Source organism: Dactylosporangium siamense, from assembly GCF_016862795.1.
Lineage (GTDB): Bacteria > Actinomycetota > Actinomycetes > Mycobacteriales > Micromonosporaceae > Dactylosporangium > Dactylosporangium siamense.
In genome coordinates, this window is the sequence record NZ_BONQ01000105.1 from 37,843 (window position 1) to 59,426 (window position 21,584).

The 21,584-nt window shown below is 72.7% G+C and carries 25 protein-coding genes; 11 read left to right on the top strand and 14 right to left on the bottom strand.

Going from position 1 to position 21,584, the window contains the following annotated elements; translation table 11 throughout:
* Nucleotides 1–6: 6 nt before the first annotated feature.
* Entirely contained in the window at nt 7–990 is a 984-nt protein-coding gene (locus tag Dsi01nite_RS32760) for an aminoglycoside phosphotransferase/kinase family protein (protein WP_203850193.1), read from the bottom strand.
* A 133-nt stretch (nt 991–1,123) separates the two neighbouring features.
* Here Dsi01nite_RS32760 and Dsi01nite_RS32765 point away from each other — a divergent pair, with 133 nt between their 5' ends.
* Both Dsi01nite_RS32765 and Dsi01nite_RS32770 read left to right on the top strand, forming a co-directional pair.
* Nucleotides 1,124–1,654: an RNA polymerase sigma factor gene (locus tag Dsi01nite_RS32765; protein WP_203850194.1), complete on the top strand. Its 531-nt coding sequence runs from the start codon at nt 1,124–1,126 to the stop codon at nt 1,652–1,654.
* A complete protein-coding gene (locus Dsi01nite_RS32770; protein ID WP_203850195.1) occupies nt 1,654–2,742 on the top strand; it encodes a CU044_5270 family protein in 1,089 nt (362 codons plus the stop codon). Before Dsi01nite_RS32765 ends, Dsi01nite_RS32770 begins: the two co-directional genes overlap by 1 nt.
* Before the next feature lie 244 nt (nt 2,743–2,986).
* Here the strand turns inward: Dsi01nite_RS32770 and Dsi01nite_RS32775 are convergent, their stop codons facing one another.
* The gene (locus Dsi01nite_RS32775) at nt 2,987–3,556 is read right to left on the bottom strand and encodes a dihydrofolate reductase family protein (RefSeq protein ID WP_203850196.1); all 570 of its coding nucleotides are present in this window, start codon (nt 3,554–3,556) and stop codon (nt 2,987–2,989) included.
* A 139-nt stretch (nt 3,557–3,695) separates the two neighbouring features.
* On the opposite strand from Dsi01nite_RS32775, the gene Dsi01nite_RS32780 reads away from it, so the two are divergent.
* On the top strand, nt 3,696–3,998 hold the full coding sequence (locus Dsi01nite_RS32780; protein WP_203850197.1) for a DUF1905 domain-containing protein: 303 nt from the start codon (nt 3,696–3,698) through the stop codon (nt 3,996–3,998).
* 110 nt (nt 3,999–4,108) lie between these two features.
* Here the strand turns inward: Dsi01nite_RS32780 and Dsi01nite_RS32785 are convergent, their stop codons facing one another.
* Both Dsi01nite_RS32785 and Dsi01nite_RS32790 read right to left on the bottom strand, forming a co-directional pair.
* On the bottom strand, nt 4,109–4,378 hold the full coding sequence (locus Dsi01nite_RS32785; RefSeq protein ID WP_203850198.1) for a hypothetical protein: 270 nt from the start codon (nt 4,376–4,378) through the stop codon (nt 4,109–4,111).
* 51 nt (nt 4,379–4,429) lie between these two features.
* Nucleotides 4,430–5,347 carry an AraC family transcriptional regulator gene (locus tag Dsi01nite_RS32790; RefSeq protein WP_239136341.1) on the bottom strand — a complete coding sequence of 306 codons (918 nt, stop codon included), beginning with the start codon at nt 5,345–5,347 and terminating at the stop codon, nt 4,430–4,432.
* Between the two features lie 148 nt (nt 5,348–5,495).
* Here Dsi01nite_RS32790 and Dsi01nite_RS32795 point away from each other — a divergent pair, with 148 nt between their 5' ends.
* Nucleotides 5,496–6,269 (top strand): SDR family NAD(P)-dependent oxidoreductase, encoded by a 774-nt coding sequence (locus Dsi01nite_RS32795; protein WP_203850199.1) that lies wholly within the window; start codon nt 5,496–5,498, stop codon nt 6,267–6,269.
* 4 nt (nt 6,270–6,273) lie between these two features.
* On the opposite strand, the gene Dsi01nite_RS32800 is transcribed toward Dsi01nite_RS32795, so the two are convergent.
* Together Dsi01nite_RS32800 and Dsi01nite_RS32805 are read right to left on the bottom strand one after the other, a co-directional pair.
* Nucleotides 6,274–7,083 (bottom strand): polysaccharide deacetylase family protein, encoded by an 810-nt coding sequence (locus tag Dsi01nite_RS32800; protein ID WP_203850200.1) that lies wholly within the window; start codon nt 7,081–7,083, stop codon nt 6,274–6,276.
* A gap of 74 nt (nt 7,084–7,157) precedes the next feature.
* The gene (locus tag Dsi01nite_RS32805; RefSeq protein WP_203850201.1) at nt 7,158–8,474 is read right to left on the bottom strand and encodes an MFS transporter; all 1,317 of its coding nucleotides are present in this window, start codon (nt 8,472–8,474) and stop codon (nt 7,158–7,160) included.
* Between the two features lie 45 nt (nt 8,475–8,519).
* On the opposite strand from Dsi01nite_RS32805, the gene Dsi01nite_RS32810 reads away from it, so the two are divergent.
* From Dsi01nite_RS32810 to Dsi01nite_RS32820, 3 genes are read left to right on the top strand one after another with little or no spacing between them, the layout of a single operon-like run.
* Nucleotides 8,520–9,155: a TetR/AcrR family transcriptional regulator gene (locus Dsi01nite_RS32810; protein ID WP_203850202.1), complete on the top strand. Its 636-nt coding sequence runs from the start codon at nt 8,520–8,522 to the stop codon at nt 9,153–9,155.
* 33 nt (nt 9,156–9,188) lie between these two features.
* Nucleotides 9,189–10,490, top strand: coding sequence for a flavin-containing monooxygenase (locus Dsi01nite_RS32815; RefSeq protein WP_203850203.1), 1,302 nt, complete (start codon nt 9,189–9,191; stop codon nt 10,488–10,490).
* A complete protein-coding gene (locus Dsi01nite_RS32820; protein ID WP_203850204.1) occupies nt 10,487–11,302 on the top strand; it encodes an SDR family NAD(P)-dependent oxidoreductase in 816 nt (271 codons plus the stop codon). Before Dsi01nite_RS32815 ends, Dsi01nite_RS32820 begins: the two co-directional genes overlap by 4 nt.
* Nucleotides 11,303–11,392: 90 nt before the next feature.
* Here the strand turns inward: Dsi01nite_RS32820 and Dsi01nite_RS32825 are convergent, their stop codons facing one another.
* Nucleotides 11,393–11,863 carry a TIGR00725 family protein gene (locus Dsi01nite_RS32825; RefSeq protein WP_203850205.1) on the bottom strand — a complete coding sequence of 157 codons (471 nt, stop codon included), beginning with the start codon at nt 11,861–11,863 and terminating at the stop codon, nt 11,393–11,395.
* 18 nt (nt 11,864–11,881) lie between these two features.
* A complete protein-coding gene (locus Dsi01nite_RS32830; protein WP_203850206.1) occupies nt 11,882–12,637 on the bottom strand; it encodes an SDR family oxidoreductase in 756 nt (251 codons plus the stop codon).
* A 100-nt stretch (nt 12,638–12,737) separates the two neighbouring features.
* On the opposite strand from Dsi01nite_RS32830, the gene Dsi01nite_RS32835 reads away from it, so the two are divergent.
* The 3 genes from Dsi01nite_RS32835 to Dsi01nite_RS32845 are packed head-to-tail and all read left to right on the top strand — an operon-like array spanning nt 12,738 to nt 14,317.
* On the top strand, nt 12,738–13,601 hold the full coding sequence (locus Dsi01nite_RS32835; RefSeq protein ID WP_203850207.1) for a helix-turn-helix transcriptional regulator: 864 nt from the start codon (nt 12,738–12,740) through the stop codon (nt 13,599–13,601).
* 27 nt (nt 13,602–13,628) lie between these two features.
* On the top strand, nt 13,629–13,922 hold the full coding sequence (locus tag Dsi01nite_RS32840) for a hypothetical protein (protein ID WP_203850208.1): 294 nt from the start codon (nt 13,629–13,631) through the stop codon (nt 13,920–13,922).
* Nucleotides 13,919–14,317, top strand: coding sequence for a hypothetical protein (locus Dsi01nite_RS32845; protein ID WP_203850209.1), 399 nt, complete (start codon nt 13,919–13,921; stop codon nt 14,315–14,317). Before Dsi01nite_RS32840 ends, Dsi01nite_RS32845 begins: the two co-directional genes overlap by 4 nt.
* Before the next feature lie 30 nt (nt 14,318–14,347).
* Here Dsi01nite_RS32845 and Dsi01nite_RS32850 read toward each other — a convergent pair whose 3' ends face one another.
* The 4 genes from Dsi01nite_RS32850 to Dsi01nite_RS32865 are packed head-to-tail and all read right to left on the bottom strand — an operon-like array spanning nt 14,348 to nt 16,839.
* Complete coding sequence (locus tag Dsi01nite_RS32850; RefSeq protein WP_203850210.1) at nt 14,348–14,815, bottom strand: SAM-dependent methyltransferase; 468 nt, start codon at nt 14,813–14,815, stop codon at nt 14,348–14,350.
* A gap of 9 nt (nt 14,816–14,824) precedes the next feature.
* The gene (locus tag Dsi01nite_RS32855; RefSeq protein ID WP_203850211.1) at nt 14,825–15,319 is read right to left on the bottom strand and encodes a GNAT family N-acetyltransferase; all 495 of its coding nucleotides are present in this window, start codon (nt 15,317–15,319) and stop codon (nt 14,825–14,827) included.
* A gap of 42 nt (nt 15,320–15,361) precedes the next feature.
* Entirely contained in the window at nt 15,362–16,177 is an 816-nt protein-coding gene (locus tag Dsi01nite_RS32860; protein WP_203850212.1) for a hypothetical protein, read from the bottom strand.
* Nucleotides 16,174–16,839, bottom strand: a complete 666-nt coding sequence (locus Dsi01nite_RS32865) for a hypothetical protein (RefSeq protein ID WP_203850213.1) — start codon at nt 16,837–16,839, stop codon at nt 16,174–16,176. The genes Dsi01nite_RS32860 and Dsi01nite_RS32865 overlap by 4 nt, the downstream gene beginning before the upstream one ends.
* Before the next feature lie 201 nt (nt 16,840–17,040).
* Between Dsi01nite_RS32865 and Dsi01nite_RS32870 the strand changes: the two genes are divergently transcribed.
* The gene (locus tag Dsi01nite_RS32870) at nt 17,041–19,056 is read left to right on the top strand and encodes a glycerophosphodiester phosphodiesterase family protein (RefSeq protein ID WP_203850214.1); all 2,016 of its coding nucleotides are present in this window, start codon (nt 17,041–17,043) and stop codon (nt 19,054–19,056) included.
* A 37-nt stretch (nt 19,057–19,093) separates the two neighbouring features.
* On the opposite strand, the gene Dsi01nite_RS32875 is transcribed toward Dsi01nite_RS32870, so the two are convergent.
* Together Dsi01nite_RS32875 and Dsi01nite_RS32880 are read right to left on the bottom strand one after the other, a co-directional pair.
* Nucleotides 19,094–21,034: a DNA recombination protein RecN gene (locus Dsi01nite_RS32875; protein WP_203850215.1), complete on the bottom strand. Its 1,941-nt coding sequence runs from the start codon at nt 21,032–21,034 to the stop codon at nt 19,094–19,096.
* A 1-nt stretch (nt 21,035) separates the two neighbouring features.
* Nucleotides 21,036–21,524, bottom strand: coding sequence for a hypothetical protein (locus tag Dsi01nite_RS32880; RefSeq protein WP_203850216.1), 489 nt, complete (start codon nt 21,522–21,524; stop codon nt 21,036–21,038).
* Nucleotides 21,525–21,584 lie beyond the last annotated feature (60 nt).

A 21,584-nucleotide genomic window follows, 5' to 3' on the forward strand; every position in this document is an offset into this window, starting at 1 on the left:
ATAACTTCAGGCGCCCGCCAGCTCCAGCCGCTGCTCGGCCTCGTCCGGCTCCAGCCACCGGCCACCGTCGAGGTGGGCCTTCTTGGCGTTGAACGCATACACCCACAGTCCCGCGGCCCAACCGGCGGCGACCTCGTCGGCGGACCAGACGCGACCGGCGGCGCGCTGGTAGGCGTCCAGGAACGCGGCCGACTCGGCGACGGTCGCCGCCCTGGGCACCATCCCGCACGGCCACACCGCGGCGGCCAGCCCGACCAGCACGGCCTCCGGTGCCGCGATGACGCTGTCCCAGTCGTGGACCACGAGCGGCCGGTCCCCGTCCCAGCGCAGATTCTGCGCCTCCCAGTCACCATGGCCGATGAGGTTGCGGCGTCCGGCGGGGGTACCCACGAACCGCCGCAACCGGCGCCGCACCCGCATCCCGGCCTCGTCGAGCCAGGGCGTGGCGTGCTCGGGCGCGTTGAGGTCGTCGTCCCGGTCGTCGGCGACCGGCCAGATGCCGGGCAGCGGGTGGTCCCACGCCGTCCAGGGCGGTGCCGGCGCGAGGGTGCCGATCGTTTCCGGCCGTGGAGCGAGGGCGATCAGGCGGGCCAGCAGCCCGGCGAACCGGCCGGCCGGGTCGGAGCCGGGAGCGCTCGACCCTCCCGGCACGTACACCTCGGCGCTCACCGCGAGGCCGTTCCCGCTCGTCGGGCCGTTTTCGGTCGTCGGGCTGCTCTCGGTCGTTCGGCCGTTCTCGGTCGTTCGGCCGTTCTCGGTCGTCGGGCCGGTGAGTGGCTCGGGTGCGGGGAAGCCGGCACTCCACAGCGCGCGCTGCACGGCGGTGCAGGCGGCCAGTCGGGGCAGGTCGGGCCGGACCTTGACGACCACCGAACGGCCGCCTGCCAGCCGCACGCCGTACACCCGGGACAGGTGCCCGGACGTGAACAGCTCGGCGTCGACCGGAGAACCGAGGTGGCGCTCACACCAGCGCCCGACGTCGAAGCTCACACCCGGTCCCGTAGCGGCCATCGTCAATCAATATCGGAACCGTTGACCGCGCACCAGGATCGGCGGTAAGAATCCGGCCCCGGCTCGCACTACTCGTGACGGCGTACCTTCCCTTTCCGAGGAGCTGAAGCCCGTGACAGACGCCGAACGGTTCACCTCGATCTACGACGCGCATCATCGGCAGGTGTACGGGTACGCGGTGACCCGGGCCGGCCGCGAGCACGCCGACGACGTGGTGGCCGACACCTTCCTCGTCGCCTGGCGCCGGGTGCGCGAGATACCGGCGACCCCGCTGCCGTGGCTGCTGGGCGTCGCCCGGAACGTGGCCCGTGAACGATTTCGCGACGAGGTCCGGCAGGGCGCCATCGCCGCCGAGCTGCGGACGTGGATCCGCGAGGCGGAGGACGACGTGGCCGAGCACGTGACCGACCGGGCCGCCGTCCTGCACGCGCTGAGCGGTCTCAGCGAGGACGACCGGGAGCTGCTGACCCTCACCGCCTGGCACGGGCTGTCCGCCCGGGACGCCGCGCGGGTCGTCGGCTGCTCGACGGCCACGTTCTTCGTCCGCCTGCACCGGGCCAGGAAACGGCTGCAGGAGGCCATGACCGCGACACCCCGCACCGACCGCCGGGCCAGGACCGCCCTCACCGAGGAGTACAGCTGATGCCGACCCGACCCGAAGACGTGATGCGGCTGCTGACCGACGCCCGGCCAGGGCGCCTCGACCCGGACGGCCGCCCGGATGCGGCGAACTACACCACGCAATCGATTCCGCGCCGGCGCTCGGTGCCACGGCGCCTGATCCTGGCCGCGGCGCTGCCGGCGGTGGCCGCGGCGACCGCCGCCGCAGTGGTGCTGACCGCGGGCGGCACCGACCCCGCGCCCGCCCCGTCCGGCCTGGGCGGCGCGCCCGGCGGGTCCGGTGCCGCCGCGGCGCCCGGCTCGGCCCGCGAGCTGCTGCTGGTCGCCGCCGCGCAGACCGACGCGAGCGCCACGGCGACCAGCGGCCGGTACTGGGTGCGGGTCCAGGAGCACGGAGAGCGCAAGGAGGTCGGCCGCTACGGGATCGCGTCGCGCCTGCTCATCGAACGGTGGCTGGCGACCGCGGCCGGCGACCCGAACGTCGAGGTGTATCAGGACCTGGGCGCCGCCCCGGTCACCGCGGCCGACGAGGCGGCCTGGAAGGCCGACGGCTCGCCGCAGCAGTGGACCGAGACCGGGCCGAAGGGCACGACGCCGATCGTCCGGACCACCGCGGCCGGGCCGCGGCAGGTGCGTGCCGTTCGCGGGTCGCTGCCGATGATGATCGCCGGCCTGCAGGTGACCGCCGCCGACCTCGCCGGCCTGCCGTCCGAGCCGGGTGCGCTGAAGTCGTGGTTGACCGCGCGGCTGCCGCAGCACGCCGACGGCGACCTGTTCTACGCCGGCCGCGACCTGGTCGCGGAGCTGCCGGTGAGCGCGGCGGTGCGGGCGGCCGCGTACCGGATGCTCGCCGACCTCTCCGGCGTCGACTTCCTCGGCGTGGTCCAGGACCGGCAGGGCCGGTCGGGCCTGGCGGTCGCGTTCACCCGCCGCGGCGACGGCGGCTGGGGCCAGCAGCGGCTGATCGTCGACCCCGGGACCGGACGGGCGCTCGCGCAGGAGTCGTGGTTCCTCGGCTCCGCCGCGACACCCACCGCGCTCGGCACGCTCATGAGCTGGACCGTGCACGTCCGCGCCGGCTTCACCGACGACGCGGCGCCCACCGCCTAGCCCGGTCCGGGTGGCACCGCGCGACCGTCCACGTTGTACGGTGCCACCCGTGACGTCGTGCCACCGGCGGTTCCTGGCCGGCGAACACAGTGCTGTCTGGGCCGGGCTCGGCGGTCTCGATGCGGTCCCGGCGGGCCTCGCCGACGACGTGACGGCGATCCCGGGCCGTTCCGCTTCACGTTCTCGCCCGACGACCTCACCAAGGCGAAGGACGACGTCCCCGCGGAGCTCGGGCGGCTCCGGGTCACGCCTGACTTCTGACCTCGTAGTGGGTCACGGCGACCTGGCCGTCCAGCAGCTGTGAACCGACGGTCCGCAGGTTCAGGCGCCGGTCGGGCGCGGCGAACAGGCGCCGGCCGCCGCCGAGGACGACGGGGTGCACCGCCACGTGGTACTCGTCGATGAGGCCCAGCTCGGTCAGCGCGGCCGCAACGGTGGCGCCGCCGGTCAGCAGCAGGTCCGCGCCCGCCTCGGCCTTCAGCGCGGTCACCTCGTCGCGGAGGTTGTCGCTGATGACGCGGCTGGTCCAGGCGTCGCCCTGGAACGTCCGGGAGAACACGATCTTCGGCGTGGCCCGCCAGAACGGCGCGAAGGCGGTCACGTGCGGATCGTCGGTGAGCTGCTCGGCGGTCGGCCAGAACCCGACCATCATCTGCCACACGGGCCGCCCGAACAGCAACGTGTCGACCCGCTTGTCGAGCCCTTCGGAGTACGCCGACAGCTCCGGGCCCATCGTGGGCCAGTCGAACTCACCGTTCGGCCCGTCGATGAACCCGTCGACGGAGGTGTGCACCCAGTAGATGATCTTGCGCATGGCCGGCTCCTCTGTGGCTTCGTGGTGTGGCTTCATCGTGTCGCCGATTGGTCGGCGCGGCCCGGGACCTCTCGACATGGGCGGGATGTGACGTGGGCCACTCGGGGGTTTTGTCGTACCCCTGTGCGAAGGTGTGCGGGTGGTCGTCGTGTTTGAGGGGCAGCTGTGGTCGTGGGACGCCAGGCGGGCCGACAGCTGGGTGTTCGTGACGCTGCCGGAGGACGAGTCGGAGGAGATCCGGGACGTGGCCGGGGGAGTGCGCCGCGGGTTCGGGTCGCTGCGGGTGCGGGTGACGGTCGGCGGCACCAGCTGGAAGACGTCGATCTTCCCGGGCAGCGGAGGCGGCGCTTACGTGCTGCCGCTCAAGCGACCGGTGCGCAAGGCCGAGTCGCTTGAGCTCGGCGACGTCGCGTCGGTGACGGTCGAGCTGCTCGACGTGTGACCGGGGCGGACCGCGTCGCCGTCGTAGACCCGGAACGTGTGGTCGACGCGTGAACTCCCTGAGATAGGTCGACGCGTGAACTCCCTGAGATAGACGGCGTGGCTTTGCCGCTACCTCGGGGTCGAGCCGTCCACGGTGCGCACCTGCAGCCACATGCCCGAGGACCGTAGCCGTTGCACGAGGTCCAGGCCGGGGCGTTGGTTCGTGCCGGGCAGCACGAAGACGAACTCGGCGCCCTCGCCGCGGCCGCCGGGCCAGACGACCGTCACGGCGGTGCGGGTGAACGTCAGCGCGGCGGCCAGCAGTGCGTGCTCGACCGCGTCCACGCCCTCCGCGACCGTGGTGAGGTGATAGGCGACCACTCCCCGGTATACCTGCACCGGCTCATTGTCGCCGCGCGGCACCCCGTTGCCCAGGGGCAAGCCCGCGCCCTACGGCACGAGTTGCGCGGCGGGCGGGGCGGTGTCGCGGAGGCGGGCGGCGTCCTGGCTCGGCGGCGCGCCGAACTGGCGGCGGTACTCGCGGCTGAACTGCGACGGGCTGTCGTATCCCACCCGATGGCCGACCGTGGTGACGTCGTTGGGGTGGGTGGACAGCAACAGCCGGGCCTGCTGCAGCCGGATCTGTTTCTGGAACTGGATCGGGCTCATCGCGGTGACCGCCTGGAAGTTGCGGTAGAACGCCGACACGCTCATCCCGGCCAGCTTCGCCACGTCCTCGACCCGGAACGCGGAGCGGTAGTTGTCGCGGATCCAGCGGACCGCGTGGGCGACGTGGGAGAGGCTGCTGTCGGCGAGGCCGAGCTGGCGCACCACGGCACCCTGCTCGCCGGTGATGAGCCGCCACAGGATCTCCCGTTTGATCAGCGGGGCGAGCACCGGGATGTCGCGGGGCCGGTCGAGCAGGCGCAGCATCCGCACGGCGGCATCGACGAGCTCGGCCGGAGCGTCGCTGACGGCGAGAGCGGACGGGGCGCCGCCGGCGGACGGGCTGCCGCCGTCGGTGCGGGCGAGGTCGCCGGGTGCCGCCTGCAGGAGCAGTTCGGCGATCGCGGACGGGTCCAGGCGCAGGCCGAACCCGAGGGCCGGGCGGGCCCGGCTGGCCTCCGTGTAGTGGCCGGTCACCGGAAGGTCGACGGACGCGACGAGGTACTGGCCGGCGCGGTACTCGTACACCCGATCGCCCAGCGCGAGGGTCTTCGCGCCCTGGGCGATGAGGGCGAGGACGACGCCCGACATCGACGCCGACGGTTCGTTGGCCCGTTCGGACCGGCCGATGAGGACGCCGTCGACGGCGGTGGTCCAGTCGGGCCGGGCGTGGCGCTCCAGCAGCGTGCGCAGTTCCTCCACATGACGATGACAGCACACGGACAGAGCTCCCGGCAAGGAGAGGATCAGGCAAGTCATCGCGAGCATCGTTCTACCGTTTCGGCTGCTCAGACCGCTTTCGTGAAGGGGACGGAAATACGGGTCAAGCAACGAACAGGCAGGTGCAGCGATGAGCGTGGCAGTCGTCATCGGAGCGAGCTCCGGCATCGGGCAGAGCACGGCGGTCCAGCTGGCCAAGCGCGGGACGGACGTGATCCTGACCTACAGCGGCAATGCGGCGGGCGCAGGCGAGACCGTCGCCGCCGTCGAGAAGGAGGGCCGCGTCGCCGTCGCGCTGCGGCTGGACGTCGGTCGCACGGAGACGTTTCCGGCGTTCCGCGAGCAGGTGGTCGCCGCGCTGCGCGACACCTGGCAGCGGGACACGTTCGACCACCTCGTGAACAACGCCGGGTTCGGCGGGATGGCCAGGTTCGAGGACACCACCGAGGAGCTGTTCGACAAGTTCCTGCGGGTGCTGCTGCGGGGTCCCTACTTCCTGACCCAGCAGCTGTTGCCGCTGCTGGCCGACGGTGGTGCCATCGTCAACGTCAGCAGCAACTCGGCGCTGCCCAGTGGGCTGGTCGAGGCCGGGTACTCGGCGTACGCCACGATGAAGGGCGGCCTGAACGTGCTGACCCGCGTCCTGGCCAAGGAACTGGCCCCGCGGGGCATCAGGGTCAACGCGGTCTCGCCGGGCCCGACGCGCACCAGGATCTCCGACGCCTCAGGGGTGGTGGCGTTCGAGGCGTTTCCGGAGGCCATCCCCATGCTCGCGGCAAAGACCGCGCTGGGGCGGATCGGGGAGCCCGACGACATCGGCATGGTGATCGCCACGCTGCTCGGGGAGGAGGGGCGCTGGATCACCGCGCAGAACATCGAGGTGTCCGGCGGATACGACCTCTGAGGCCTTACAGCGCGACGAACTGGTAGCCGCGCGCCTGCAGTGCCGGGATGACGGTCGCCAGGGCGGCGCAGGTCTGCGCGCGGTCGCCGCCGCCGTCGTGGCAGAGCAGGATCTGGCCGGGGTTGGCGGCGAGCATCCGGTCGGTGATCGAGCGGGTGCCGGGGCGGGTCCAGTCGCGGGGGTCGTTCGTCCAGTTGATCGGCACCATCCGGGACTTCGCGGCGGCGGCGAACACAGCCGGGGAGACGGCGCCGCCGGGGGAGCGGAAGATGGTCGGCAGCTTCCCGGTGGTGTCGTAGATCTTGTCCTGGGCCCGGTCGACCTCCTGCTGGACCCGGTCCGGGACGTACCCGGCGATCTTCGCCGGGTGGCTCCACGTGTGGTTGGCGACGTGGTGACCCGCCGCGACGATGTCCTTGGCGACCGTCTCGTGGCCGAGGACCTGGTTGCCGATGAGGCAGAACAGGGCGGGCACGTGATACCGGTCGAGCAGCCGCAACACCTTCGGCGTCCACATGGGGTGCGGGCCGTCGTCGATAGTGAGGGCCACCGCGTTGGCGGGGAACGGCGGGCCGGGGACCAGCCGGCGGTATTCCTCGAGGGTGAACACCGGCCGGTCCAGGGTCGGCAAGGCGGGCGGCGGGGAGGCGGACGGCGTCGGGCCGGCGGGAGGCCCGGCGACGGGCGTCACCACCGTCGCCGGGAGGGTCGTCGGACGTGGGCCCGCAGAGCCGCCGGCGACGAGCGCTGTGCCCGTCGCGGCCAGGCCGGCGCCGATCAGGCGTCTGCGGGACAGTCCGGCCAACTCGGCCACCTCCGGTGCATGGTCACGTCGCGCCGACGCACTGTTCATGACGCGGTCGCCGCACGATCGGTTGCACACGAGCGTCAGGCGGAGCGGTCCAGCGTGTACCGCCGTTGCAGGATAACGGCCACCGTCATGAGCGCGGCCGGCACCAGGGCGAAACCATACCGGACCGCGGCGAGCGCGCCGGGTGACTGCGCGGTGTGCTCGCCGGCCTCGCTGGCCACGAAACCGCCGATGGCGAGGGCGGCGGCGTAGACGTACGGGCCGAGCGCGCCGCCGGTCGCCTCAGTCGCGGTCCAGACGCCGGTGTAGCTGCCCGCCCGGGTCGTGCCGCCGGGACCGGACGCCGCGATCACGTCGGGCAGCATCGAGAACGGCAGCAGCTGCATCGCGGCGAACGCGACGCCGAGCACGGCGACCGCGCCGACGATGAGCGGCAGGCCGGCCGTGCCGCCGAGGGCCAGGACGAGCGAGCCGGCCACGAACGCGGCCTGCGCGAGGAGCAGCCCGCGCTGCTTGCCGATGCGGCGGGCCACGACGACCCACACCGGTGTCGCGAGGATCGCGGGTGCCACGAATGCTGCGACGAGGACCGTGGTGAGCTTCGGCCGGCCCAGCTCGTACTCCGCGAAATACGGAACGGCGGCCAGCACCAGGTGGGTCGTGGTCGACATGGCCAGGTAGGCCGCGACCAGGGGGCGGAACTGCCGGTCACGCAGGGAGGACAGCAGGCCGTGCGCCGCCTGGCCCGACGGTGCCGCGGCCAGCGGGGCGGCGGTGGTGAGCCGGCGGACCCCGGCGATGCCGACCAGCATCGCGGCCAGCATGGCGGCGCCGAGCAGCAGGCCCATGCGGGTGTACCCGCCGACCGTCGGGTCGTCCTGCCCGGCGATCAGTGGCGCGGCGACCCCGCTGAGCAGGATGCCGACGGTGAGCACGACCATCCGGAACCCCATCAGGCGGGTCCGCTCGTGGTAGCCGATGCTGAGGTCGGCCGGAGTGGCAAGGTAGGGGACCTGGTAGGCGGCGAACAGGAGGTTCCCGGCGATGAACGCGACCGCGACCCACAGTCCGGCCGGGGCGCCGCGCAGGCCGGCGGGCACGGCGAACATCGCGGCGAACGCGACGGCGAGCGCGCAGCCGGCGAGCATGAGCCGCCGGCGGTGCCCGCGCCGGGCCAGGTCGGCGTCGGAGAGGCGGCCGACCCACGGGTGCAGCACCACGTCGACGACTTTCGGCGCGAGCAGCACGAACCCCGCGAGCAGCGGCGGGACGGCGAGGACGTCGGTGAGGAAGTACAGCAGGAGCAGGCCGGGCACGGTGACCCAGACGCCCATGCCGACGGATCCGGTCGCGAACGGGACGAGACCGCGCAGCGGCAGCCGGACGTTCGTCATCAACCACGCTCCCGTAATCCAACGTGCGATGGATAATAGGCGACGATGGACGATCTGAACAGCACGCGACGCCGACCCGGCCGGCCCCGCGCCGAGGATGCCGGACCGACCCGTGACGTGATCCTGCGGGTGGCGACGGACCTGTTCGCGCGCAACGGTTTCGACGCGGTGAGCCTCCGCGCGGTCGCCGACGCCGCGGGGGTCGACGTGGCCACCGTGCACCACCACGCGGGCGGCAAGCTGGTGCTGTACCAGTCCTGCTTCGCGCTCGTCTTCGAGGCCGAACGCCGGGCCCTGGAGCCGGTCATCGCGGCCGCGGCCGACCCCGGCGACGACCTGCTCGCCGCGCTGCACCGGGTCGTGGACGCGTTCGTCGGCTTCCTGGAGGAGCGGCCCGAGACCACCGGCCTGTGGCTGCGCCGGTGGCTGGAGCCGGACCGGCACGCCGGCATCGACGAGCAGTTCTCGACGCCGCTGTATGACCAGGTGGAGCGGGTCCTCGCCGAGGCGGACCGGGCCGGGGTGCTGCACGAGCCGCAGCCGCACCTCGCCGTGCGCAGCCTCATCTGGGCCGTGCACGCGCACGCGGTGACCGGGCTGCACGGTGAGATCCCGGCCGACAGCCGGTTCGCGCTGCGGGCGTTCGTGCACCGCTGGCTGGAGCGCATGTACGGGCCTTGACGCTCCGGCGGTCGGTGGCCCAGAATCCAACGCGTGTTGGAATATCGGGTGGTGGTGATCGGCGCCGGTCCGGCCGGGCTGGCCACGCTCAAGGCCCTGGCCGACGCCGGCGTGCCCGCCGTGTGCTTCGACGCCGGCGACCGGCCCGGCGGCCTGTGGGTGTTCGGCGGCCCGCACTCGTCGGCGTATCGCACCCTGCACCTCAACACCAGCCGCACCCGCACCGAGTTCGCCGACTTCCCGATGCCCGCCGACTGGCCCGACTACCCGGGCCACGCGCTGATCGCGGGATACCTGGCCGACTACGCCCGCACGTTCGACCTCGCCAGGATGATCCGGCCGCGGCACGTCGTCACGCGGGTCCGCCAGAATCCGGCCGGCGGCTGGACGGTGACCGCCGACGGTCCACAGGGGACGGTCGAGGTGACCGCCGAAGCGGTCGTCGTGGCCAGCGGGCACAACACCGTGCCCCGGTTGCCCGATCCACCGCATCCCGGTGAGCCGACCGCCGAGCAGCTGCACAGCCACGACTACCGCGGACCCGAGCAGCTGCAGGGCCGGCGGGTGCTCGTCGTCGGCGGCGGCAACTCGGCCATGGACATCGCCGTCGACGCGTCCCACGTCGCCGCGCGCACCCTGCTGTCGGTGCGCCGCGGCATCTGGATCGTGCCGAAATACCTGTTCGGCAAGCCTTCCGACACGCTCAACGGTGCCCTGGCCAAGCGCCTGCCGTGGCGGGCCCGGCAACGCATCAGCCAGACGATGCTGCGGCTCGCGGTCGGCCCGCCGCAGCGCTACGGACTGCCCGCGCCCCGCCACGGCTTCCTGCAGGACCATCCCACGCTGTCCGACGCCCTCCTGCCCCGCATCACCCACGGCGAGATCGAGGTGCGCCCCGCGATCACCCGCTTCGACGGCGCCGACGTGGTGTTCGACGACGGCCGCACCGACCCGGTCGACCTGGTCGTCTGGTGTACGGGATACCGCGTCGACGTGCCGTTCCTCGACCCCGCGCTGCTCGGCGAGGGTGCCGACCGGCTGCCCCTCTACCGGCACGTGTTCCACCTCGACGCGCCCGGGCTGATGTTCGTCGGGCTGATGCAGTCCACGGGCGCCGCGCTGCCGGTCGTCGAGGCCCAGGCCCGGCTCGTCGCTGGGCACCTCGCCGGCTCCTACGCGCCGCCACCCGTGGCCGCCCAGCGCGAGGACTGCGCCGCCGAACTGCGCGCCGCGAGGGCCCGCTGGGGCGACCGGCGGCCGGCGATGCGGATCGACTTCGACGCATACCTCGACCTCGCCGCGCGCGAGCTGGCGGCTGGACGGAAACGGGCATGAACAGTCTGCACGGCCGGCGGGTGCTGGTCACCGGCGCCAACGGCACGTTCGGCCGGCTGCTCTGCTCGCGGCTCACCACCGCGGGCGCGGTCGTGGCCGGCATCGACCTGGTCGCCGTCGACGGCCCGGTCACCGTGTTCGGGTGTGACCTCACCTCGTCCACCGCCGTCCCGGACGTCGTCGCCGCGGCCGTCGCCCACCTCGGCGGCCTCGACCTGCTCGTCAACAACGCCGGCGTCGGTGGTCCGGCCCCGGCCGAGCTGCCACCGGACGAGGTCGTCACCCGGCAGCTGGAGGTCAACCTCCTGGCCGCCTGGCGGACCACCGCCGCGGCCCTGCCGGCCCTCGAGGCCTCCCGGGGCCGGGTGGTGTTCGTCGCCAGCCGGATGGCGGTCCTGCCGCTGCCGCTCGCCGCCGCCTACGGCGTCAGCAAGCGCGCCCTCGTCGCCTACGCCGACGCGTTGCGGCTCGAGGTCGGCAGCCACGTCGGGGTGAGCGTCGTGTATCCGAGCATGGTCGCCTCCCCGATCCACGACACGACCGCCGCGGCCGGCCTCTCCCTGCAGGGCGTGTCGCGGCTCGAACCGGTCGAGGGCGTGATCGCCGCGATCCTGCGCGCGGCGACGTCCCGCAAGCCTCCGCGCGACGTCGCCACGACCCGCCGTGGCCGCTTCGAAATGGCCGTGGCACGGCACTTCCCGGCCCTCGCCGACGCGATGGTCCGCCGCACCGTGACGTCCCGCCTCGCCGCCGGCGCCTTCGACGGCGCGCCCCTCGCCGCGGGCATGGTCCGCCGGCACCTGTCTCCGTGATCCGGAAGACCTTGGGTAGTCAGGGGTGCACAAGGTCTTCCGGATCATGAGCAACCGCGCGGCGCAACGGCATCGAGCTGGTCGGACCGGTCAGCTGAGCTGCCGCAGCACCAACGAAACCGCCGCCTCGGCGGTCTCGACCGTCGGATAGGACAGCCCGGCCTCGGGACCCGAGACCGTCCAGCTGCCGACCGCGGCGAGCGGCCGGCCGAGGCGCATCGCGAAACCGATTTCGCTCAACGTGCCCCATCCGCCGCCGACGGCGATCAGCCCGTCCGCGGTGCGGGCCACGAGCCCGTTGCGCAGCTCGCCCATGCCGGTCGGCAGCGCGACGGTCAGGAACGGGTTGCCCTCGGCCCGGTCCGCGCCCGGCAGCAGCCCGACGGTCGTGCCGCCGCGCTCATACGCCCCGCGGCACGACGCGAGCATCACCCCGCCACGGCCGCCGGAGACGAGCACGGCACCCGCCTCGGCGAGCAGCGCGCCGACCCGCTCGGCCACCCGCTCCTGCTCCGGCGTGGCCTGCCCGGCCCCGATCACCGCGACGTAGGGCCTGTCCATTCCCCCGACGATACCCAGTCAGCCCTGCTGCGTCGGCACGATGATGACCTCGGCCAGGTTGACCCGGGTCGGCGCGGCGGCCGCGTAAACGATTGCGTCCGCGACGTCCGCCGGGGTGAGCACCTCGAGGGAGTCCCGCCACTGGGCGAGGGTCTCCCGCTGGCCGGTGTCGAGCATGCCGTCGCCGAGCTCGGTGAGGACGAAGCCGGGCTCGATGTTCTTCACCCGCACCCCGCGCGGCCCGAGCTCGGCCCGCAGGTTGCGGGTGAGGTGGGCGACCGCGGCCTTGGTGGCCGTGTAGACGCCGTAGTTGGGAAAGACGGTGTGCCCGCCGATCGAGCCGACGTGCACCAGGTCCGCGGGCCGGCCCTCGGCCGCGGCGGCGAGCAGGTCGTCGATGAAGGCCCGACCCGTGTACAGCAGGCCGCTCACGTTCGTGCCGATCATCTGGTCCCACTCGGCGGTCTGCGCCGACTCGAACGGCGCGGCGAGCATGACGCCGGCGTTGGCGACGACGAGGTCCACCCGGCCGAACGCCGCACGGACGGTCGCCGCCGCGGCCCGCATCGCGTCCAGGTCGCCGACGTCCGCGGCGACCGGCAGGGCGTTGGCGCCGATGCCGGCCGCGAGTTCCTTGAGGCGCCCCTCGCGCCGCCCGACGAGGGCGACGGACGCGCCGCCGTCCGCCAGCCGTTGCGCGGTCGCCGCGCCGATGCCGCTGGTGGCCCCGGTGACGACCGCGACGCGGCCGGCCAGAGCGTTCGTGTTGGTCATGCGTCCACCGTCGCGCCCCTCCAAGGCCGCTGCCAGGACGGTGTTTTCCTAGGGGTACGAGGGCCAGGCAAACCGTCGTCCCCCGGCCTAGCCTGGGAGGATGCAGAGCGACAACCGCCTCGGCGAGTTCCTGCGGGCCCGCCGGGAGGTGGCCCGACCGGAGGACTTCGGCCTGCCGGAGCCCGGCCGCCGCCGGACCCCGGGCCTGCGCCGCGAGGAGGTCGCCCTGCTCGCCGGGGTCAGCGCCGACTACTACGTCCGCCTGGAACAGGGCCGCGACAAGCACCCGTCCGACCAGGTGATCGACGCCTTGGCAAGGGTGTACACCCTGAATGACGACGGCGTCGCACACCTGCGGGAGCTGGCCCGGCCCGCCGCCCGCCCCCGCCGCCGCTCGCGCCAACCGGAACGGGTCAGCCCCGCCCTGCTGCGCCTGCTGGACCTGTGGCCGGACACGCCCGCCCTCGTGGTCGGCCGGCACCTGGACGTCCTGGCCAACAACCGCATCGCGGCCGCCCTCAACCACTGCTCGACCAAGGGCCAGAACATGGTCCGGGCCACGTTCCTGGAGCCCTACACGCGCCGCGTCTACGCCGACTGGCCGCGCGTCGCCGCGGAGACCGTGGCGAGCCTGCGCGCCAGCGCCGGCACCGACCTCGACGACCCCCGCCTGACCGAACTGGTCGGCGAACTGTCCCTGAAGAGCGACGACTTCCGCCGCCTGTGGGCCCGCCACGACGTGGCCGCGAAGACCGCCGGGACCAAGCGCTTCGACCACCCGATGGTCGGCGACCTGACCCTGTCCTACGAGACGTTCACCGTCAACGGCGCCCCGGGCCAGCAGCTGCTCGTCTACCACGCCGCCCCGGACACCCCGTCCGCCCAGGCCCTCACCCTGCTCGGCAGCATCGCCGCTGACCAGCGCATCCGCACGCCCATGGCCAGCGATCAGCAGTCCCGCTGATGTTCATACTGTTGTAGGCTATCCGGTATGACAACGGTCAGGTTCACCGTATCCTTGCCGGAGGACGTCGCCGGTCCTCTCAAGGATCTGCCGGCCGGACAGGTGTCGGCCTATGTGACCGACGCACTGCGGCGCCGGCAACTCGTCGAGCGCATGCAGGCGGCGCTGACCGCGGCTGGGCATCGGCAGTTCACGCCGGATCCGGCCGAGACGGCCGCGTTGCGCGAGCAGTTGCGTGTGCCCGCCAACGTCCGGGAGGACGCCATCGCCCGGCTGAAGTCCGAGGGAATGCTTCCCGACAATTGGCAGCCGCGCCGATGATCGTCGAGGCTGTTCTCGACACGGGCGCCGTCATGGCGTATGTCAATGGCGTCGACCGCGTCGGCGAACTGCTCTTCCGGGCAGCCGAGGACCGTTTTGGTGTGGCGGTGCCGAGCACCTGCCTGCTCGAGGCATATCAGGCGATGCATGTCGAAGACTTCGACATGCTCCGACTGCTGCGACTTCTGCCCATCGTTCTGATCGACGAGCCACAGACGGATGTCAGCGGCGCGGACGATCTGCCGATCATCGGTGGGATGGCAGCACGAGCCGGGCGGATCGGCGCCGGACACGCGGCGTTGACGGCGGCGACCCACTCGGCGGCCGTGTTCACATCGCTTCCCGCGCAGATCGAATCCGTGCTCGGCAAGAGCTGGCCGATCGTCGAGGTGTAGCCGACCGGTAGCACGTCGCGGTTGGTGTCCTTACGGCTGGAAGTAGTCCGACATCACGCGGCTGACCCATTCGGGTTGCCTGGTGCCGGTGGGGAGGAACTCGGTCATCGTCGGCTTCAGGTCGATGACCGGGGTGCCAGAGACCGCGTCGAGGCCCACGACGGTCAGCTCGCGGCCGTGGACGGACTCGATGGCGCAGGTCGTGACGCCGATGCGGTTCGGGCGGCGGGGGCCGCGACCGGCGAAGATGCCGATCGGCGGGAGGTCGGGGCGGCCGCGCCAGGGGCGGGGTTCGCGGTGGTCGCCGCTGTCGGGGAACTGGTCGAAGACGTAGAGGACCTCCACGTGCGAGTAGTCCTCCAACCCCTGCAGGCACGCGTCGCCGAAGCGCTCGTCGACGACGATCGTGCTGCGCACCGCGCCCCAGTTGTCGCTGTGCTGGACGTCCGTCCGGTCGTTGTGGACCGTGCCGATCGAGGCGATCTCGAAGGTGACCATGACCCGAGGCTATCCGGTGACCCGCCGGCCCAGGGAAAGGCCCGAGTCGGCGTACCCGTGACGGCCGTAGAACCGGACGGCACCGGCGTTGCGGTGATGAATCCCGGCCGACAGGTGCGCGATCCCGGCCGCCACCGCCCACCGCTGCGCGGCGATGACCAACGCCGAACCGACGCCCCGGCCACGCGCGTCGTCCGCCACCACAGTGTGGATCTGCGCCGAGGACTCCGGCCGCAGGATCTGATGATCCGGCGGCTCCGGGCTACGGATCACCTCGACCATCCCGACGACCCGGCCCGCCACCTCCGCCACCAGCACCGCGTGCCGCCCCGCCGCCCCGGCCAGGACCGCGGCGAAGTGCCGCCGCACCGCCGCTTCGTCCGGCACGCGATAGATCGCCGGCTCCAGGGCGATGTGCGCCTCGGCATTCGCCACCCGCAGCCGCACGAGGACGTCGATGTCAGCGGGCGTCGCCGGCCGTACCGTGGGCGCTCCGTCTCGCATGTCCCCGACACTATCCGCGACGCGCCCGGATCGTTGAAGGCATCACGGCAGCGCCAGGAGCCGCTCGGCCGCCGGATTGAAGTCGGCCATGGTGCGCAGCGCGGGCATGGCGTCGAGATAGCGCCGGTACGCGGTCGCGTAGTGAGCCGCGACGCGGTCCACTGTGGACGTCGCGGTCGGGGTCATGACGGTGAGGATGTTGTCCCAGTCCGTGAACCACTCGTCGCGGACCGTCGCCAGGCTGACCATCATCTCGCCCGGCCGCAGCAGGGCGGCCGGCGGCGGACGGTCCTGGTCGTCCAGCGCGGCGGCGACCTCTTCGAAGCGGCCGCGGTGCAGGCCGAACACCGTCACCTGGGCGCGGATCTCGTGTTGCACGACCGAGTCCAGCAGCGTCAGGTCGGCGAAGGAGGCCAGGGGGAACAGCCCGGCGAAGTCGCGGTGGTCGAGCTCCCACTGGTCCGGCGGCGGTGAGATCTGCACGCCCGACGCGGCCGCGACGAACCCCGGTCCGCCGTCGGCATCGGCGTCGTACTCCCAGCGCACGAGCCGTACCGCGGACCGCTCGACACCCAACACCGACGCTGCGCTGTTGCGAACCCAGTGCGGGCTCGCGCAGCGGTGCAGGCCCTCCGTGACGGCCCAGGCGACGGCCCGCCACACCGCGAGGCGCTCGCTGACGAAGTTGCTGATGCCGAACCGTTCGGCCGGGTTGAGCTCGGGGTCGTCGTCGGGGTAGGGCGCCAGATACTGCAGCCCGGGCCACTCATGCTCGACCATGGTCCGGCCGGCCCGCGCGGTGTACGTGTGCAGGCCGTCGCGGACCTCGTGCTCGAAGCGCAGGAAGTGCTCGGTCATGGTGTTGCATTGTGGACGTGCGCGCCGGTGTACCCGCATTCGGCGTTGAGGGTCTGCGCCGGGCGCAGGGAGTCCGGGTCGAACGTCGTGCGCCAGGTGGTGCCGTTGTCGAGGGTCAGTTCCACCTCGTGCGCGGCGGCGAAGCGGGCGGACGTGATCCGGATCTTGGGGTGGTCGCCGAAGGTCGCCTGCACGCAGGCGAGGGGACGCGTCGACTCGCGGGTGAGGACGCCGTCGGGGTGGGCGACGCGCAGTTCCTGGCGCCAGGTGAGGCTGTCGTCGGTCAGGCTGACCACCTCGTAGCCGCCGGGCGCGGTGGCGAGCGTGGCCCGTTTCCAGGCCGGGTCGGTCCAGAGCGTGAGACCGGCGCCGCCGCACAGGGCGATCAGCGCCGCCACGCCGCAGACGACCGCGATGGTGACAGCTGCCGCCCTGGTACGCACGAGCAACAGCACCAGCACCCCGGCGGCGGCCGGCAGCACGACCGCGACGGCCACCGGGGCGAGGAGACCGGTGTCGAGGACGACGTAGCCCCGCGGGTTCCACCAGGCGAGGACCGCCGCGACGCACAGCCCCACGGCCACCGTGACGGTCACCCCGGCGGCGCGCTTGCGGGTGCGGGTGAGCGGAGGGACCGGCGGGGGCGGCGTCGTGAAACTCATGCGGCCGATACTGACCACTCCGGCGCCCGCACCGCTCGCGGCTGTCACGATCTTGACAGAATCCGTGCTCCGGGACTCGCCGATGGTCACAGCGGTTGCGTCCGGATCCAGTCGATGGGCCGCGGCCTGTACGCCCGGCGTTCACGAACGCGCCAACCCGTGCCCCGGTTCGCGCCGCCTCGGGTTGGCAACGTGCCCTGCATGTCCATGTCTCGATGGTCGGCCGCCGCGCTCACCGCCGCGGTCGCAGCCGGCCTCCTCACCACGCCGGCGGCCGCACAGGCGCACCGTAAACCCTCGTCCTTCGACATCCAGGCCCACCGCGGCGGGCTGGGGCTGCGCAGCGAGAGCACGCTGAGCTCGTTCGGCAACGCCCTGCGGCTCGGGGTCACCACCCTGGAGCTCGACATCCAGATCACCGAGGACGGCCAGGCGGTCGTCACCCACGACCGGCGGGTCAGCGGCGCGAAGTGCGCCGACACGGCGCCGGTGACGGCCGGGGACCCGGAGTTCCCGTATGTCGGCAAGTACATCAAGGACCTCACCGTCAAGCAGGTCCGCACGCTGGACTGCGGCAGCAAGGGGCTGCCCGACTTCCCCGGCCAGCTGCTGACGCCCGGGTCGCGGGTGCCGCTGCTGCGCGAGGTGTTCGACCTCGTCGCGCGGCACGGCAACGACGACGTGAAGTTCAACCTGGAGACGAAGGTCGAGGCCGGCGCGCCGCAGGAGACCGCGCCGCGTGAGCAGTTCGTGCAGGTCGCCGCGAAGGAGATCCGCGACGCCGGGCTGCTGCGCAGGGTCACCATCCAGAGCTTCGACTGGGGCGCGCTCAAGCGGATGCGGGAGGTCGAGCCGCGGCTCGGGCTGGTCGCGCTGACGAACCGCGACTTCCTGCAGACCGGGCAGCCGGGGGCGTCGCCGTGGCTGGGCGGCCTCGACATCGACGACTTCGGCGGCGACCCGATCGCGGCGGTCAAGACGCTCGGCGTGGTCGCGTTCTCGCCGGTGCACGGCTTCCCGCAGAACGGCAAGGTGACCGACGCCGGTTACCAGCCGTACGTCACCAAGGCCATGGTGCAGCACGCGCACGCCAACGGCATCAAGGTCGTGCCGTGGACCGTGGACGACCCGGCGACGATGAACAAGCTCATCGACGACGGCGTCGACGGGCTCATCACCGACTACCCGGACCGGCTGCGGGCCGTCGCCGCGCAGCGCGGCTTCGGGCTGCCGCGCGGCACTGCGTCGCCGTTCGACGTGCAGGCGCACCGCGGCGGCAAGGCGACCCGGCCGGAGAACACCCTGGCCGCGTTCCGCAACTCCCTCGGCAACGCCGACATCTCCACCCTCGAGCTCGACACCGGCGTGACGCGCGACGGCGTCCTCGTCGTCAGCCACGACCGGGCGATCAACGGCGCGCACTGCCGCGACACCGCGCCGGTGCGCCCCGGCGACCCGCTGTTCCCCTACGTGGGCAAGAACATCAAGGACCTGACCCTGGCCCAGGTGAAGACCGTCGACTGCGGCAACGCCTCGGCGCCCGGTGAGCGCATCCCGACCCTCGACGAGCTGTTCAAGCTCGTGAAGTCCAGCAACCGCAACGACATCCGCATGAACATCGAGACGAAGATCAGCCCGACGGTCGCCGACACCGAACCGTACTGGGTGTTCACCATCCGCCTGGTCACCGCGGTGGCGAAGGCGGGGCTGGCGAAGCGGGTCACCATCCAGTCGTTCGACTGGCGCACCATCCAGCTGTCCCGGGCCATCGACCCGCGCATCGAGACCGTCGCGCTGGTGTGGCAGTACGGGCCGAAGGAGTGCGCCGCGCTCGCCGACGAGTGCTCGCTGCAGGCGGTCTACGGCGACCCGAAGGTGAAGAGCCCGTGGACCGGCACGCTGGACTGGTGGAAGTTCCGCGACCTCGGCAAGCTCGTCAAGGCGGTCGGCGCGTCGACCGTCTCGGCGAACTGGCAGGTCCACGACCCGGCCCAGGGCACCGTGGTCTCCGATGACTGGTACCTGCGCCAGGACCCGTCGTACTTCCACGGCCCGACCGTCGACGTCCTGCACCGCCGGGACGGGCTCAAGGTCGTGCCGTACACGGTGGACGACGAGGCGACGATGGACCGGGTCATCGCGCTCGGCGTCGACGGCATCATCTCCGACGACCCGGAGAAGCTGATCACCGTCGCCCGCCGGGCCGGCCTGCGCTGAACCACGCTGAGCCGGCCTTTCCCCGCGAAAGGCCGGCTCAGCTGGTCTCGTCGTCGATGAGGCCGTACGGCGGCTGTTCCGGCCGCCGGGAGAACCGCACCACCACGTCGTCCGCGGCCGCCGGTGGGGGCGCGTTGTCGGCCACGACGATCTGCGCGCCGCCGCCCCGACCGGCGAGCCACTGCTCCAGGTGCCGGTAGATGCGTTCGATGGTGAGGCTGTCCGCGAGATCGCCGGCGACGCCGAGGTTCTTCTGCGGGCTGTCCAGCATCAGGAACCCCGGGTGCGACGAGCGGGACTCCCACGCGATCTCGAACAGGGCGAGCTGCCACGCCAGCGCGATCAGGGTCCGCCCGCCGGAGGACGCGGCCGTGTAGGGCTCGCCCCGCATGTACGGGGTCAGGTCCTCGGCGAGGTAGGCGTCGGCGAGCTTCGGGTACCGCCACTCCTGCAGGATCTCGCGGTACCGTGCGCTGACCCGCCGCACCACGGCGGTGCGGTCCGCGCGGCGCGCCTGCGGGCCCGCGGCGGCGAGCTCCTCGCGGTATGCGGCGACCTGGTCCATCTGGTGCAGGATGCCGGCCGCGCGCCGCTCCAGGCTCTGCACCAGCCGCAGCCCGCTCAGCGCCCGCTGCAGGGTCGCGGCCGCCTCCTCGCGCCGCCGGGCGAGGGCGTCGCGCTGCGCGAGGAACGGGGTGATCGTGTGCGCGGTCGCCTCGTCGACCTCGGCCGCGGCGCGGGCCTCCGCCTCCTGCGTGCGCTCCGCCGCGTCCCGCAGCCGCGGCAGCTCGTCCTGCAGCTCCTCCAGGTAGCGGTTGAGCTCGGCCAGGCGGGTCTTGGCGGAGCGCAGCTCGGCGGTCACGTCGACGGAGCCACCGTCGGTCATCGGCAACAGGCAGGCGGGGCACCGCTCCTCCCCGCCGGCGAGCGGTGCCAGGCACGACGGGCACGCGGACACCCGCATCGGCTCGAAGAGATGGTCGGCCTCGGCCAGCATCGTCCACTTCGCGACGTCATCGGCGTAGCTGCCGTGCAGGGCCAGCATCCGCTGCAGAGAGGTCTCCCGGTCCCGCAGCCCGGCCGCCGCGTGGCGGGCCGCCACGGCGGTGCCGCGGTGCCGCTCGCGCAGGTCCTCGGCGAACATGGTGTCCGCGCGGGCCTGCGCGTCCAGCGCGGCGAGGGCCTGGGCGCACGCGGCGAGCTCGTCCTTCGCGGTGCGGTGCAAGGCTTCCAGGTGCTCCCGGTCGCCGGTGTGCTGCTCGTCGACGATCTGCTCCGCCGCCCGGTACGCCGCCCGCGCCGCCGACAGCTCGGACTCCACGGCACGGATCCGCCGGCCCACCTCCACGGAATGGTCGTCGTGGACGTCGAAGACCACGTCGACGACCTGTCGCAGCTTCAGGTGCTTCATCGGCACGCTGCGGAACAACAGGTCCTTGTCGTCGAGGCGCTCGTTGGGCAGGAAGCACAGCCACATCAGGTCCCGGAAGCTCAGCGGGTCGGTGTCCACCCCGCCGGGCTGCTGCTGATGCAGGGTGTCGCGCAGCCGGACGCCCTCGAGCTTGCAGTGCGACAGCAGCAGGGTGGACAGGCTCTCCGGATGACTCGCCGGTCGCAGCGGCCGGCGGACCGGTGGGGTGGCGCCCGGCTCGTCGAGGCGCCCGGCCCGCACGTAGGCGTACATCGACGGCTCGCCGACCGCACGCTCGATGAGATACGGCGACCCGGACAGCTCGACCTCGAGCGTGGCGGCCCGCACCTTCGGCATGATCTCCGGGTGCCGCGGATGGTCGGAGGCGCCGAGGCAGTAGTCGACGAACTCGAGGATCGTGGTCTTGCCGGTGCTGAACGCCCCGGCGAGCACGGACAGCGGGCGCGGCGCGTCGTCGGGGGCCCGGAAGTCCACGTCGTAGGTCCGGTCGCCGCTGTGCAGGCGCAGCCGCCTGAGCCGGATGCCGTGTGCTCGCAAACCGATCATGTCAGGTCACCTGCGCGGACGAAGGAGCCGGAACGAGCCACTGCCGCAGGCCCTCCCGCAGCCTCCGCGCGCTCAGGCGCCGGAGGCGGCGGATGACGATGCGCGCCGCTGTGCGATACCTCTGAGCATACATCGCGGTAAATCGAGCGGCCATGCTCACGCCCTCCGGGGTCAGCCGATAGGTCACCCGGCCGGCGGCCGTGACCTGGACCAGTCCGCGACCCACGAGTGCGGCGAGGTCGCCGGAAAGGTGCAGTTGCGCGGTGACGAACCGCTGCGCCGGGCTGGCGTAGCCGACGGCCCGCTCGTCGAACCCGGCGAGGCGCAGCGCGGTGCGGTCCGGGTCGCCCTCGTCCCTGACCACCAGCAACGGGTGCGCGGTGAGGAAGTCGTAGACGCCCAGATGTTCGGCGTCCAGGGGCTCCCCGGCGCACTGCAGCGCCAGCAGCAGCCGCGCCTGCCGGAACACCGCGACCTCATCAGGCGTCATCCGTCCTCACTCCGTTCCGGGCGCCTGACCCATTGCTGTCCCCCCGATGACCGGCCCGAG

Excerpts from the sequence above, each read along its gene's own strand:
- Dsi01nite_RS32875 (WP_203850215.1), bottom strand. The coding sequence starts at position 21,034 with ATGATCGGTTTGCGAGCACACGGCATCCGGCTCAGGCGGCTGCGCCTG.
- Dsi01nite_RS32810 (WP_203850202.1), top strand. The coding sequence starts at position 8,520 with ATGGACGATCTGAACAGCACGCGACGCCGACCCGGCCGGCCCCGCGCC.
- Dsi01nite_RS32860 (WP_203850212.1), bottom strand. The coding sequence starts at position 16,177 with ATGACCGAGCACTTCCTGCGCTTCGAGCACGAGGTCCGCGACGGCCTG.
- Dsi01nite_RS32865 (WP_203850213.1), bottom strand. The coding sequence starts at position 16,839 with ATGAGTTTCACGACGCCGCCCCCGCCGGTCCCTCCGCTCACCCGCACC.
- Dsi01nite_RS32805 (WP_203850201.1), bottom strand. The coding sequence starts at position 8,474 with ATGACGAACGTCCGGCTGCCGCTGCGCGGTCTCGTCCCGTTCGCGACC.
- Dsi01nite_RS32880 (WP_203850216.1), bottom strand. The coding sequence starts at position 21,524 with ATGACGCCTGATGAGGTCGCGGTGTTCCGGCAGGCGCGGCTGCTGCTG.
- Dsi01nite_RS32775 (WP_203850196.1), bottom strand. The coding sequence starts at position 3,556 with ATGCGCAAGATCATCTACTGGGTGCACACCTCCGTCGACGGGTTCATC.
- Dsi01nite_RS32840 (WP_203850208.1), top strand. The coding sequence starts at position 13,629 with ATGACAACGGTCAGGTTCACCGTATCCTTGCCGGAGGACGTCGCCGGT.
- Dsi01nite_RS32795 (WP_203850199.1), top strand. The coding sequence starts at position 5,496 with ATGAGCGTGGCAGTCGTCATCGGAGCGAGCTCCGGCATCGGGCAGAGC.
- Dsi01nite_RS32835 (WP_203850207.1), top strand. The coding sequence starts at position 12,738 with ATGCAGAGCGACAACCGCCTCGGCGAGTTCCTGCGGGCCCGCCGGGAG.
- Dsi01nite_RS32820 (WP_203850204.1), top strand. The coding sequence starts at position 10,487 with ATGAACAGTCTGCACGGCCGGCGGGTGCTGGTCACCGGCGCCAACGGC.
- Dsi01nite_RS32870 (WP_203850214.1), top strand. The coding sequence starts at position 17,041 with ATGTCCATGTCTCGATGGTCGGCCGCCGCGCTCACCGCCGCGGTCGCA.
- Dsi01nite_RS32845 (WP_203850209.1), top strand. The coding sequence starts at position 13,919 with ATGATCGTCGAGGCTGTTCTCGACACGGGCGCCGTCATGGCGTATGTC.
- Dsi01nite_RS32855 (WP_203850211.1), bottom strand. The coding sequence starts at position 15,319 with ATGCGAGACGGAGCGCCCACGGTACGGCCGGCGACGCCCGCTGACATC.
- Dsi01nite_RS32825 (WP_203850205.1), bottom strand. The coding sequence starts at position 11,863 with ATGGACAGGCCCTACGTCGCGGTGATCGGGGCCGGGCAGGCCACGCCG.
- Dsi01nite_RS32830 (WP_203850206.1), bottom strand. The coding sequence starts at position 12,637 with ATGACCAACACGAACGCTCTGGCCGGCCGCGTCGCGGTCGTCACCGGG.
- Dsi01nite_RS32770 (WP_203850195.1), top strand. The coding sequence starts at position 1,654 with ATGCCGACCCGACCCGAAGACGTGATGCGGCTGCTGACCGACGCCCGG.
- Dsi01nite_RS32850 (WP_203850210.1), bottom strand. The coding sequence starts at position 14,815 with ATGGTCACCTTCGAGATCGCCTCGATCGGCACGGTCCACAACGACCGG.